Raw genomic sequence first — 13,494 nt, forward strand, 5'->3', positions numbered from 1 at the left:
TCGGTGTACACCTTCTACACCATAAAAAGGCTGAATCAGAGGTTCAAACCCTGATCCAGCCCATTAAACGTGCTATCTACCTTTACGGCTCAATTCCCCATACCAGCTGTCCGTTCACATACCCGGTAACCTTATCATGGTTTGCGAACTGACTATCGGTTGCCTTAAACGAGTAATCATTAGTCTGTGTGTAATTCGTCCAATTGTTTTTGGAAAAGCGTGTTTGAATCTCTGCGCTCTGGCCCGCATTCAGCGATCCCGCCGCACTTGTAAAGCCCACTTCCAGATAATGATCTGCTCCGGCAACTGGAGTCGCCAGTTTAACGAAATTGCTCGTTACATTCGCACTGCCCATACTGGCCCAGTCGGACCAGAAACTCTGAGCCTCCTCCCCGTCAATTGTATAGTAATACCGGAGTTTTACATCACTCAACGGAATAGCCGAATTGCCTGAGTTGACCAACTTGAACTTGGGTGAGACGCCGTTGGTCAATGCACTTGTATTGCCGTTAAAAGCTTGAATCGTCAAATCCCCTGCTGGCACAATAACCGTGCTGTCTACGACGTTCACTGTTAGCACAGCGTTATTTCCTCCATTGAAGTGAAAGGTCAATACGTTCTGGCCCAGCGGAAGCGTGGAAAGATAGGATTTGTTCAGAACAACAGCAGAGCTGGATGCTGTATAATTCTGACCGGATACAAGCGTAGCATCCCCCTTTGTGATGCTTGTAAGCTGACGGCCATTTAGGGTGAGAGAGACGTTAATATCCTGCGCGGGATTCGTCGCTTTATCAAATGTTGCATTCACAGGAGAAATTACAGCATTTGTACCCGGTGTTGAATCCACAATTTTGACTTTTAACACAGGGTCCTGGCCTTGATTAAAATCCAGAACAATCGAATGCTCACCAACTGGCAGGGTTGCCAGATAAGCTTTTTTCAGCAGCAATGTGCTTCCGTTCAAGGTATAGTCTGTTGTTGCGGTCAACGCATTGTTGCCCGCCCGGAGAGCAGTTAGCGTATTGCCGTTTGCATTCACGGTTACGGTTTTATCGCTTTGATTGGATGTGTATTTGTCAAATTCAACGTTTCCAGGTGTGATGGATGCACTGGGGTTGGGATTGTTAACCTTTAGATTTGGCAGCTCATCCAGCGTAATGACATAATCACTTTGATAAAGCGTTTTCAATGTTGCCGGGTAATTAAAAGCAGAGCTCATCAGATGCTCGCCATACCAAGGGCAGAAGTACAGCCATCCTGATTTCTCCTCGGTCAGATTTTTCACACTTGGAATAGTATCGTTCTCCGTCATGGCTACCATTTTCGTACCGTTCGTCAACTCAACAAGCTTATAGAAAATCGAGGTGATTGCATCCTCATTCGGTACGCCGGACAAGCCGTCATAACGGTTGTAGATCGTATTGTATTTATCATATCCGACAAGATCTACCTGATCATCGCCCGGATACCAGGCAGGAGAAGTGCTGTATACGTAGCTGTTGTAGGTCCAGATCAGATTGTGCAAGCCATACGTCTCGGTCAGTTCGGTATATAGCAGATCCCATAGCTCTTTGTACACTTCTGCACCTGCCGAAGCCCACCAGAACCATGCACCTTCCCCGTTCAGCCCGCCGTTGCCTTCTGCTTCATGATACGGACGGAAAAGCACTGGCACATCGTTATCTTGCAAAATCAGTAATTGTTCTGCCAGATCCTCAATGGTCATCATCACGTATTGATACTCTTTGGTACCGGGAATTACCGCATTGGCTGTATTAAAATTCGTTTCTGTCGGCTTGTAGGTAGCCTCTTTCCAATCCACAAAGTCCCCAAGCTCATACGTATTGAAATTACGAGGTACATTGATATGCCAGGAAGCTGTTGCAATACCTTCACGGTTATTCACCCAATCAATCATGCGATCAGTTGTACCGTCCTCCCAACCATACAACGGGTTATAATTCATCAGATCAAAGCCACGGATTGCCGGATACTTTCCGGTCAGATCATGAATCCATTCGAATTCAAGCTCCGAATCTCCGTCATTCCCTCCTCCATAGATTTCTTGCTGACCAGAAATAATATTGTTTCCGTATACCTCCGTTAAATAATTCATCAAAATTTGAGTTTCCGGTGTAGCTTCAGGATCACTCAGAACTGGTTGTACATTCAAGGGGTCCAGATCCGCATGATCCACTGTGAAGGTGTCAAAATACGCGAAGCCCCAGCCAGCCTTCAGCTCAATCGTATTGGCACCCTGATTCAGCTTGTGAAAGCCAAAATCGAAGTCTGACCATGTTGTCGTGTAAGGCAGCATATACGCCCCTTTCGTAACACCATTTACGATTAAATTTTGTGACCTGCCATCTGCACTAAGCTCCTGCATATATCGTGTGGAGATTGCGTACATGCCGGTTTCCGGGACAGTAACTGTGAAGGTTAGTGTGCCAGAGTTCTGCATCCAGACAAATCCGGCACCTGAGAATCCGGGCTTGGGCTGCCCATAGATTGAAGTAACCACTTGAAGATCCGGGGTGAGCTGCGCATCTTCGCTTTCGATGGTGAACAATGGTGTGTCTGCATGAACGGGCGCTGTCATTAATCCAAGCAGTAGGACCAATGCTAGCATCATTGCGGTTGCCTTTTTGAGCAAATTTTTCATCAATTCCATCTTCCTTCCCAAGTGAAATATGATAATGAAATGTCAATGAACCCATTCATGATGGCGCTTTCATTTTAAACATAGCACGCACACCAATATTTGTAAATATATGGTGAATGAGAATGTTTGAAATTCTTTTGTACCAGTACTTTGAACATTATATTTCCTTTCTCTCATCCGACTTGATAATTGACGAAAACGGTTCATAATCTAATCAATTTAGCGTATGAAACTTCATCTCACATTAGATGTGTACTTGAAAGAAAAACTGATAAACAACAAAAAAAAGCATTCCTATTTGGATGCTTTTTCACGTATATTTCTTCAATTGCCCTTGCTTATGTCTTCGGCCTAGGTCCCGGCTCAACTTACGGTTTCCTCGGCAGACGTTTCTTTCACCACACAGCGTTCCCCTGCCTTGCGTACCGCCCGAATGATGCCACCGTAGCCGGTACAACGACACAGATTTCCGCATAATCCCGTTTCAATCTGTTCTTGAGAAGGCTCAGGATATGCATCCAGTAATGCCTTGGTTGAGATCACCATGCCTGGAGTACAGTAGCCGCACTGAAAGCCACCTTCCTCCACAAAAGCCTGTTGAATCGGATGCAGAGTGCCTTTCTCCTCGCCGTGCAGACCTTCAATCGTCATAATGTCACTGCCTTCACATTGATAAGCCATGACAAGACAGGAGTTCACGGGCTCTCCATCCATTAGAACCATACATGCGCCGCAGCGACCAATTTCGCAGGATACTTTGGTACCCGTTAGTTGCAAATGAGTCCGAAGCACATCGACAAGTCGGGTCGTTTGCGCGATCTCCAGATGTTTCTGTTCGCCATTCACAACGGCTGTCCAGTGATTCTCAAGTGGTTTACTCATGATGGACTCACTCCTTCCTGCAAAGGTACATTTAAAGGTCGGACCAGTTGTTCCCTCGGTACAGGAAGACGGTTAACCCATACGCCTGTTGCCTGATGAATTGCAGCTGTTATGGCTGGCGCAAGTGCTACGGAACCAATTTCACCGATCCCCCTAGGGCCAAATGAATCCCCTTCGGGCAAGTCTTCAATAGCCTCAACCTCCAGATTGGTATGAATATCCTGAATGGTTGGGATCAGATACGTGTCGAGGTTCGTGGTTACATAACGGCTGTCCTGCATGACCGCATCCTCCGTTAACGTGAATCCAAGCGCCATGACACTGCCGCCTTCAATCTGTCCGATATAACCCATCGGGTTGATAACTGGACCTGCCGCAACAACATGGCGCGTATCAAGAAGCTTGGTTTCTCCGGTCAAAGTATTTACTTCCACCTCTGCCGCAACCGCCGCATACGTATACAAATAATGCCCGCCTACCACATTGTCCGGCGTAGTTGGATAATCGAACTTTGTATCGAAAATCCATTCATCGGCTTCGCCCTGCGTCGCGAGTTCAGCATACGAGATCAATAAGCCTGATGAAACTCCCTCTTTCGCCAGGTATTGAGATGCACCTAAATAACTACTTTCAGCAGTTTGATCACTTTCAGTCCCTCCAGCAACGATATCAGCCACTTTAGTTCTTTCAGCCTTCTCTAGTTTTCCTGCTTCTTCAGACGTTTGATTTACGCCTTCCAGCGCCAATGCTACTTTCTTCTCGCTCTTTCCTGTCCCTTGCACATCTGTTTCTACTTCTGAAGTTTCGGCAGGAAGCTGGCCTTTGCGCCATACACCACCAGGTCCTGTTAACAGTTCATCTGCCGGAACGCCTGACATTTCAGACGCGACAGCGAGAACACGGGAACGAAATGGAGTCTGCAAGCGTTGAAGAGCCATCCATGCCATCGTTGTTGAACGTGAAGCTGTACTTGATCCGCTGTGGGGCACACGATCCGTATCGCCGATGATAATACTGAGATCCGATGTACTGCATTGGAACAGATCACACAACATAATTTCCAACGTTGCAATGAGCCCCTGACCAAATTCCTCGTAGCTGAACGCCACCTCAATCTTGCCTTCGTTGTTCAGGGACAGGCGGCCTCCCGCAGGGTCCGGAATGCCGTAACCCAGCCCTGCACCGTGCATGGCGATGGCTGCTCCGACTCCGCGTTTGATCCACGGCGGCATAGAAGGATCTGCCGGGGGATGCTGATGTTTTTGCCACAATTCAGAACGATCCAATGCCTCCCATACTTGTGAAAGTCCATCCGTAACCAGAATCCGTTGATTCAGCGGTCCAGGATCATTCTTTTCCCTCATATTACGTCTTCGGAACTCCCAAGGGTCCATGTTCATGATTGCTGCAAGCCGATCCATCTGGCCTTCCATGGCAAAAATCGCCTGGTTCCCGCCAAATCCGCGAAACTCACCTGACAGCCCGTTATTCGTATACACAGACACACCTTCCACATCCACATTTGGAATGGCGTAGGGTCCAAGGCAATGCTCGGTACAGAAGTTCAGCACGGGTGCGCCAAGTGTGGCGTACGCTCCTGTATCTGCTGTAATGCGGACACGATGCGCCTGTATGATGCCTTCTCGACTCATGCCAGTCTGCATTTCAATCTTCATTGGGTGCCGTTTCAGCCCTGCACGCACGGATTCTTTACGAGAATTATGCATTTTCACAGGACGTCCGCATCTCAAGGCCAGTAGTGCACCATAAGGCTGTACGTTTAGTTCATCTTTTCCGCCAAATGAACCCCCAATCGGTGAAGACACCACCCGGATATTTTCTTCAGGACAACCAATGATTCGCGCAAGCTGCATCCGGTCTTTATAACCATGTTGCGTTGCCGCGTATACATTCAGCCTTCCCTCTTCATCTGGGACAAACAGGCCACCTTCTGTCTCCATGTACGCATGCATCTGGCGAGGCGTATAATACGTCTCTGTCACGATATGATCACACGTGGCAAAGGCTTGCTCGGCATCTCCACGTTTGATCTCCGTCCGATGCAGCACATTACCTGGACCATGCTCATGCAACTCTGGTGCACCTGGAGCCAATGCAGCGTCTGTACTATTCAGAGGTGTAAGTTCCTCATACTCTACGCGAATCGCATCCAGCGCAAGCGCCGCACGTTCCGGGGAATCCGCAGCAACCGCTGCAATGGCGTCACCAACATAACGTACAATATCCTCGCAGAATACAGGTTGATCCGGGGTCGCAATACCAAAACGATTCAGTCCAGGCACATCTTTGGAGGTCAGAACCGCATAGACACCTTCCAACGCCTCAGCTTCCGAAGTATCTATAGACAGTATACGAGCATGAGGATATTCGCTTCGCAATACTCTGCCATGAATCATGTCAGGTAGCGTCATATCCGTCAGATATTGAAGCTGGCCTGTAACTTTGGGTGCCCCATCTGGCCGCAGGTGCCAGCGTTTCCCGCTCTGTTTCCGATTCAGCAGCATGATGCCTCTCCCCCTTTGTGTGATCGAAGTCTTCTATTCGTGAAGTTCTTCCCATAGCCCGGCGCCAAGTATGTTGCCCGCGGTCTGTTTGCGATAATGTTCTGTTGCAAATGCATCGCCATACGTCGTAAATTCGTCAGTCACAGCAGCTGCAAGAGTCGCCGCTTGCATAACAGTAGCTTCGCTACCAAGAAGCTGTCGTTCCGAATCCAGAAGTCGCATCGCCATGCCTGAGCCTCCACCAGCCGCAATCGCAATCTTGGTCCAGCGGTTATCCAAATCAATCTCACCATATAACGCAACCGTAACCAGCGATGCGCTGAACGTCTCCCTTCTACCCAGCTTGCGGTAAAAGGAAACTTCTCGTGCAACAGGTCTGTACTCACCTTCCACATCAAGCATAGAGGACGATCTCATCGGAATATGAATCGAGATTAATACATCCCCTGGATTACGGCTGCCATCCCGTCCACCCTGAAGCCAGGAAGACACACTGCGGATCTCAATTCCGCTGTCCGTCAACCAGTGCAGCTCCGCATCATATACAAGCAAAGCAGTCAGTGTATCCCCGACTCCGGATACAACATTCCCGCCAATGGTTGCCACATTGCGAATGGAAGGAGCAGCAATTGCATTCACCGCTTCCTGCAGGATCGGCAGTTGATGCAGCAATGCTTGTGAAGCACATTCCTTTAATCGGGTCATGGCTCCAATGACCAGCTCATCTCCACGATTAGATATACCGCTCATTTCAGGAATACGAGCCAGACTAATCATGTGTTCAGGCGCTGGAATCAAGCCACCTTCCCACTGGGTTCGCAGCAATGTTCCGCCTGCCGTAAAACGACATATCCCCTTGAGTCTACTTCTTAACGTTTGCAGCTCTTGCAGATTCTCAGGTTGCCATACCGATGGCAATGCTCCAGAACCGTATGTCGGTGTTACCATCGCTGCATCCCCTTTCTCTCTCTTCCATGGGCAGGAAATTCAACCGTCTAATCCAAATAATTCTTCAAATCATATGAGAGTTCAGCAGCAACGTCAATTACCTTCACATCGTTTTGGATAAATGTATAAAACCTGCGTTCTATTTGTGCTTGATGCATTATGATCTATCGAAAGCTAACATAGGCTCTCTTTCACCATACGTGAAAAGAAGACAAACAGGCCAACCAGACTGCCTGGCTGACCTGATCATGTAATTAAATTATACATAGTTAATAATCTTCTCCTGTTATTTAGTCTGTCTGATCCGACTCGTATACATGTTTCAGAATACGTTCCAATTCCGGTTCTGTATCCGCATCCCAGAAACTAGTCTCAGACAGTGGTACATGTACACCTGAATAGTTAGCGCTGCGCATAATCTTGCGCGCCCCCTCATCTCCATGCAAAGACAAGAGAGGTCCGAACATATGGGAGCGAAAAGCAACGGGCGGCTTGCCTCCCTCACCGTCGGTAGCTGCGACATAGTCACTCAGCTTGTGGGTAGCCAGTGCTGTGGTCACCCGATTTATATCCTGTGCTTGTAATAAAGGCTGATCGCCCAGTAACATGAGAATGCCTTCCGGTTTGTACTCCATGGCCGACAATACGCCAGAATGAAGAGAATTGGCCATACCGCAGGCATAGTCAGCACAGACCACAATTCGAAGTCTTGCTGTGGGATGATAGGCATACGCGGCAGAATCAAACCATTTTACAGGCAGCCATGCCAACGAATCTTCCGGTTTGACCACACAGATCACTTGATCCAGCTCCGAATTCAGCGCAGCTTCCAGTGACCAGCCAGCCAGGGATCTCCCGTCTGGCATGACAACCGAGAGTTTATCTCGACCAAGGCGACGACTCTTACCTGCTGCCAGAACTATGCCCGTCATTCGCATGTGCAACGCTCCCCTTCTGCACCTCGGAACTCAAGGAAGAGACCTTTTGTTTACATGCGATCAATTCCGCTGCAATGCTGATGGCGATCTGTTCGGGACCGTCTGCTCCGATGCTCAAACCAACGGGAGAATGCACATATTTCAACGGTGGTAAGCCATCCAGCAGACGGGCTGTTCGTGTTTTGGAACCCATGATGCCAAGATACGCGTACTCACAGTCCACTACCATCTCCAACAGTTCACGTTCGCGGGGGAAATTGTGACTCATCAAAATTAAATAATCCCCTTTGTTTACGTTTAACAGAGGCATGATCTCACATGGGAAACCCAGTACAAGTTCGGTTCCAGGGAACCGTTCCAAGGTGCATAAGGACTCTCGCCAATCGGCCACCACAACACGGAATCCTGCGGATTGGGCGAGTCTGGCAACAGGAATAACATCATTCCCGGCTCCGATGATAATCAGGCGTGGTTTAGGTGTGTACAGCGAAGTAAGTTGCTGCGGGAGGTCCCAGGGATTCGTTGAACCCGTGTTGTTTGTCGCTATTTCAGCATCAGCATCAGAGATATGTTGTGAATTAGCGGATAGATGGGAAGAGTGAGATCTGTTTGACGTAGCAGGTACCACTTCAGGCACAAGCGTAAGGCGAGGTATATCGGGAGAATGTTGTGTCGATCCCGTATGTTCATGCTTGATATCCCCACTGCTGTGTTGTACATCAACCCGCAATGAAGCTATATTATTGTTCGCCACAACATCATGAGGGGGGAGGAGCGAAGGAAGCAATACTGGCTGGTGCCGGGTACCCGTTGGTTCAATCCGTTTCCAGTCATATTCTACCCTCGTATAATCATCTAGGAACGTTCGCGTTAACGCTGTTGTAGCCCCGGATTGCAAACACTCATGCATCTTCTGCAACGTATGTCGGAGTTCACCACACACAGGTTCAAGCAACACAACAACGAGTCCGCCGCAGCCAATCGTCTCACCCCAGGACAGATCATCCTCGGGACGCATGTCGTACTCCGCAAATTCCATCTGGTTTGTATCCAGCACACGGCTCACCCGGGCCTGAAGATCACTCTCCAGACATCCCGGACTGATACTGCCAACCATTTTGCCATCCTCAGTCAACAGCATAGCGACTCCCTGCTTACGGTAAGCATGACCCTCTACCTTAATCGCTGTTGCGAGCACGCAGCGCGTTTCACGGGCTGCAATTGCACACAGATCATGCATTTCCATAGCGGTCTCCATCCTTTCTGGAATTGCATAAACTTCCTTCGATCAGATACGTTTCATCAATCTTGCAATACTCTTATCCGACTCACGCAGCACAATGCCACGATCAATCGTCTGAATCTTACGATTCTTGAGTACAATGCTGCCGTCGATAATAACGGTGTCCACACAACTTCGTGTTGCAGAATACACTACGCGGGAATAGACATCCGTCTCATAGGAAGGGTACGTGTGGAAATCATCCAGATCCAGCAGCAGCATATCTGCCTTTTTGCCCACTTCGAGACTTCCGATTTCCTTCGACAAGCCAAGCACCTCTGCTCCGCCCATGGTAGCCATGCGCAATACGGTCCGGGCATCCATCACTGTTGGACCATGAGGAATTTTCTGCATCAGCGCTGTGAGGCGCATCTCCTGAAACATATCCAGATTGTTGTTGCACGCGGCACCATCTGCCCCAATCCCAACCGCGATCTGTCGATTCAGCAGATCCGGAATATCCGCTACCCCGGAGGAAAGTTTCATATTTGATCCAGGACAGTGAGTGACTTTGACACCGCGCTTGCGGATGATTTCTTTCTCTTCCTCACTCAGCCATACACAATGAGCAAGCACCAGTCTTGGGGTCGCGAGACCGATATGATCGAGGTATACAATGTTACGCATTCCGCGTTCGTGTTCTACCAGTTCAATCTCTCCGCGATTCTCGGAGGCATGGGTGTGGACTTTGACATGATATTTATTAGACAAGTCGCGCACCTCTACCAGCAATTCTTCGGTACACGATACAACGAAGCGTGGGCAGAAAGCATATTGAATGCGACCTCCGCCAAACCCGTTCCATTTCTCCAGCAGATCCACACTCTGTTGCAGCGAAGTTGCTGTATCCTCACGCAGGGGTTCCGGAACCTCGTCCCCATGATCCATCATAACCTTGCCGGAAATGACCCGGATGCCGCTCTGTGCCATCGCCTGAAACGCCGAGTCCGTGTGATGTACCGTCTCCATATCCAGAATGGTCGTGGTTCCGCTGGAGATCAATTCGCCCAATCCAAGCATTGCAGAATAATAGACGGACTCCTCATCATGTGCTGCTTCCAGCGGCCAGATACGTTGACGGAGCCAATCCATCAGTTCCAGATCATCCGCACGTCCACGGAACAAGGTCTGACACAGATGAATATGCGTCTGGATGAAGCCTGGCAAAAGCACTTTGCCACGAGCATCAATGACCTGGTCAGTCTGAACGTCGATGTGAGCTGCAATCTCCTTGATTTTGTTATCCTCGATCAACAGATCTCCGATGAACACTTCCTCTTCTGCATTCATCGTCACAAGCTGTGCACCTTTCAGCAGGATCGTTCCCATGCCAATCTCCCCTATCTGTGTCTGTCTATATAGTACAACTCATACTTATTTACACTTTCACTCTAATGACAGACTAACCTTCCGATCGCTGTCTGTTACCACCCAATAGCCATACCATCGCCTCTAGGGTCTGCTGCGCCACTAATCATGCCGTCCTCACGAATGACAATGCCTTGCGACTGTCCCATAATGCCGTCCCACGGCGCTCTCGCTTCAACGTTATGTCCCCATTGGGCAAGCGTTGCACATACGTCATCGTGATATCGGTTCTCCACACGCATCGTATCGCCTTCTTCGCCCCAGGTACGCCCATACACCCAACGCGGCAGGCTGATTGCTTCCTGAATGTTCAGCCCATAATCAAGCACTCCGGTAAGCACAGATAATTGTGTCTGCGGCTGCCCTTCTCCCCCCTGTGTACCCACGAGCATATAAGGTTTGCCATCTCGTGTAACAAGGCCCGGCATGAGGGTATGGAATGAGCGTTTGTTCGGTTCCAGTACGTTGGCATCTCTCGGATCTAAGGAGAAAAACGATCCCCGGTTCTGCATAATGACCCCTGTATCCCCTGGGACATAGGCTGCACCGAAGTCAAAATACAGGCTTTGGATGAATGAAACGGCATTGCCTTCGCTATCAACAATCGCTGCATACGCCGTGTCCTGACCTATCGTTTTGGACAGAAACGGCTGTGCCACAGGTGGAGCAGACTGAATCTCATTCCACAGTTGGTCTCCATAACCCTTGGATAACAGATGATCCAGCGGAATATCCCTGAAATCCGGGTCAGTCAGATAACGGTCACGATCCCGAAACGCCTTTTTCACCACTTCCGCCATCAGATGATAGAATTCAGGTGAGGTACGTGCTACAGAGGACAGATCCGTATGCTCCAGCATATTTAACATCATCAGCATCGAGAAACCCTGCGAGTTGGGCGGCATCTGATGAACTTCATAGCCACGATAATCCGTACTGACCGGTTTCACCCACTCGCCCCGATGCCCTGCAAAGTCCGCTGGTGCAAGCATGCCCCCATCCTCACGAATAGCCGAAGTCAGACGATCCGCAAGCTCTCCTGTATAAAAAGAGTCTCTTCCACCCGTCTGAATCAGACGAATGGAGGTAGCAAGATCAGGCTGGATCAGTAGCTCACCTTCCTGCAAAAGTGTACCCAAAGGCGCAAATACCGCTCGCAGCGGTGTATGCCCCATAATAAAATCTTCATCCCTTTCCATCCACAGGCGGAGATTCCGGGATACAGGGCATCCTTTTTCCGCATACTGCGCGGCAGGTTCAAGCAACTGCTCCCACGTTAACTTTCCGTACCGAGACCATACTTCCCACCAGGCATCCACCATTCCCGGAACCGTAATGGCACTAAGCACTCCGCGCTGAGGGATGGCATTCATGCCCATCGCTTTGAACGTATCCGCATGAATGCCTGCGGCTGAGCGCCCACTTCCGTTATAGGCGGTAATCTCACCACTGGCTCCATCATGAATCAGGAAGAAGGCGTCTCCGCCAAGTCCGGTCATATGCGGATATACCACACCCAGTGCTGCACTGACCGCAACAGCGGCGTCATAAGCATTCCCGCCTTGCTGGAGGATGGAGCTTCCCACTGCACTTGCCAGATAATGAGGAGAAGTGACCATGACCTCCCTGGAGATTGGCATCTGATTTAACATAAGGCGCCCTCCTTCCCTGCATACACATCCAATGCGGCCTGCACTGCTTCACCGGCTGGTAATACGTGACGATGACGGAGAAGAACAGCTTCCAGCGCTCCCAGCACATGAAGTACGTTCTTGCGTTGGCAGCTGAATCCCATTGTACCGATCCGCCAGATTTGTCCTTTCAACGGTCCAAATGAACTGGCAATCTCAATGCTGAAATCGTTCAGCAACATGCTGCGCACCGACTCACCATCAATCCCCTCCGGAATCGTGATACAAGTGACCACCGGAAGTTTACTGGACATATCCCCATACAACTGTAGTCCCATTCCCTGAATTCCAGCGACCAACGCACGTTCATTTACCAGATGTCTCTGGAACCTGGCCTCCAATCCTTCTTGCAGCAGAATGCGTAAGCCTTCGTGAAGACCGTAGAGCATGGAGGTGGCCTCCGTATGGTGGTTCAACCGTGCTGAACTCCAGTAATCCTGCAATTGGCTCAGGTCAAAATAATTACTGGCAATCGTGCGGCCTTCTGCCCTCGCACTGGTTGCATCTCGCAGTCCGCGTTCAACTGTTTTGCGGCTCATCAGTTTCTTTTCCACACGACTGTTGTACGTGAGAGGTGCCATCCCTGAAGGAACGGACAGGCATTTCTGCGTTCCACCCATAACCGCATCCAGATGCCACGCATCCGTCTCCACCGGAGTCCCACCAATGGTTGCTACAGCATCCACGGCGAGTAAGATATCAAGGTCGCGACAGGCTTTGCCAATCTCAGCAAGAGGCTGCATCTGACCGGTGGAAGTCTCACCGTGAACCATCGCGACCAGACTCGGTTTATGGGCATGGATCGCCTTGATCACCTCTTCCGGATCAAATACCGTTCCCCATTCCGTTTCAAAAAAGACAACCTCTGCACCACAGCGTTCCGAGATTTCAACCAGCAGATGTCCGAATCGTCCGTAGATGGGGACAAGAACTTTGTCACCGGGCTGGATCAGACTAACTAACACAGCTTCAATGCCTGAACGGGATGTACCATCGACTGGATAACACCACTCGTTATCTGTCATATATAGCTCACGCAGCATCGCCATCGTCTCATTCATCAAAGATGTGAACTCCGGGTCAAACTGACCCAGGATCGGAAAGGATAATGCTCTGAGTACACGTGGATCAACTTCAACCGGTCCCGGGGTCATAATGGTCCGCAAGGACGGAGATAACTCTTTATAGTTGGACATCT

Annotated in this window: 9 protein-coding genes; all 9 read right to left on the reverse strand. The window is 49.6% G+C overall.

The features are described 5' to 3' along the window. Positions 1–82 precede the first annotated feature (82 nt). Positions 83–2,662 (reverse strand): glycosyl hydrolase, encoded by a 2,580-nt coding sequence (locus J2Z28_RS09755; RefSeq protein ID WP_211082263.1) that lies wholly within the window; start codon positions 2,660–2,662, stop codon positions 83–85. A 363-nt stretch (positions 2,663–3,025) separates the two neighbouring features. Further along, a complete protein-coding gene (locus J2Z28_RS09760) occupies positions 3,026–3,544 on the reverse strand; it encodes a (2Fe-2S)-binding protein (RefSeq protein ID WP_211082265.1) in 519 nt (172 codons plus the stop codon). Continuing rightward, positions 3,541–6,069 (reverse strand): molybdopterin cofactor-binding domain-containing protein, encoded by a 2,529-nt coding sequence (locus J2Z28_RS09765; RefSeq protein ID WP_211082272.1) that lies wholly within the window; start codon positions 6,067–6,069, stop codon positions 3,541–3,543. The genes J2Z28_RS09760 and J2Z28_RS09765 overlap by 4 nt, the downstream gene beginning before the upstream one ends. Before the next feature lie 33 nt (positions 6,070–6,102). Next, on the reverse strand, positions 6,103–7,017 hold the full coding sequence (locus J2Z28_RS09770; protein WP_211082274.1) for an FAD binding domain-containing protein: 915 nt from the start codon (positions 7,015–7,017) through the stop codon (positions 6,103–6,105). A 290-nt stretch (positions 7,018–7,307) separates the two neighbouring features. After that, on the reverse strand, positions 7,308–7,955 hold the full coding sequence (locus tag J2Z28_RS09775; RefSeq protein WP_211082276.1) for a nucleotidyltransferase family protein: 648 nt from the start codon (positions 7,953–7,955) through the stop codon (positions 7,308–7,310). Then, positions 7,921–9,201 (reverse strand): XdhC family protein, encoded by a 1,281-nt coding sequence (locus tag J2Z28_RS09780; RefSeq protein WP_211082278.1) that lies wholly within the window; start codon positions 9,199–9,201, stop codon positions 7,921–7,923. The genes J2Z28_RS09775 and J2Z28_RS09780 overlap by 35 nt, the downstream gene beginning before the upstream one ends. Positions 9,202–9,243: 42 nt before the next feature. Next, a complete protein-coding gene (locus tag J2Z28_RS09785; RefSeq protein ID WP_211082280.1) occupies positions 9,244–10,566 on the reverse strand; it encodes a 5'-deoxyadenosine deaminase in 1,323 nt (440 codons plus the stop codon). Positions 10,567–10,661: 95 nt separating this feature from the next. Then, complete coding sequence (gene ggt / locus J2Z28_RS09790) at positions 10,662–12,257, reverse strand: gamma-glutamyltransferase (protein WP_211082282.1); 1,596 nt, start codon at positions 12,255–12,257, stop codon at positions 10,662–10,664. Then, positions 12,251–13,492, reverse strand: a complete 1,242-nt coding sequence (locus tag J2Z28_RS09795; RefSeq protein WP_211082284.1) for a pyridoxal-phosphate-dependent aminotransferase family protein — start codon at positions 13,490–13,492, stop codon at positions 12,251–12,253. The genes ggt and J2Z28_RS09795 overlap by 7 nt, the downstream gene beginning before the upstream one ends. Positions 13,493–13,494 lie beyond the last annotated feature (2 nt).

Origin of the sequence: Paenibacillus xylanexedens, from assembly GCF_017874615.1 — a bacterium.
GTDB lineage: Bacteria > Bacillota > Bacilli > Paenibacillales > Paenibacillaceae > Paenibacillus > Paenibacillus xylanexedens.

What these genes read in the sequence shown, in the direction of transcription:
- J2Z28_RS09755 (WP_211082263.1), bottom strand. Translation starts at nt 2,662, where the DNA reads ATGAAAAATTTGCTCAAAAAGGCAACCGCAATGATGCTAGCATTGGTC.
- J2Z28_RS09760 (WP_211082265.1), bottom strand. Translation starts at nt 3,544, where the DNA reads ATGAGTAAACCACTTGAGAATCACTGGACAGCCGTTGTGAATGGCGAA.
- J2Z28_RS09765 (WP_211082272.1), bottom strand. Translation starts at nt 6,069, where the DNA reads ATGCTGCTGAATCGGAAACAGAGCGGGAAACGCTGGCACCTGCGGCCA.
- J2Z28_RS09770 (WP_211082274.1), bottom strand. Translation starts at nt 7,017, where the DNA reads ATGGTAACACCGACATACGGTTCTGGAGCATTGCCATCGGTATGGCAA.
- J2Z28_RS09775 (WP_211082276.1), bottom strand. Translation starts at nt 7,955, where the DNA reads ATGCGAATGACGGGCATAGTTCTGGCAGCAGGTAAGAGTCGTCGCCTT.
- J2Z28_RS09780 (WP_211082278.1), bottom strand. Translation starts at nt 9,201, where the DNA reads ATGGAAATGCATGATCTGTGTGCAATTGCAGCCCGTGAAACGCGCTGC.
- J2Z28_RS09785 (WP_211082280.1), bottom strand. Translation starts at nt 10,566, where the DNA reads ATGGGAACGATCCTGCTGAAAGGTGCACAGCTTGTGACGATGAATGCA.
- ggt (WP_211082282.1), bottom strand. Translation starts at nt 12,257, where the DNA reads ATGTTAAATCAGATGCCAATCTCCAGGGAGGTCATGGTCACTTCTCCT.
- J2Z28_RS09795 (WP_211082284.1), bottom strand. Translation starts at nt 13,492, where the DNA reads ATGTCCAACTATAAAGAGTTATCTCCGTCCTTGCGGACCATTATGACC.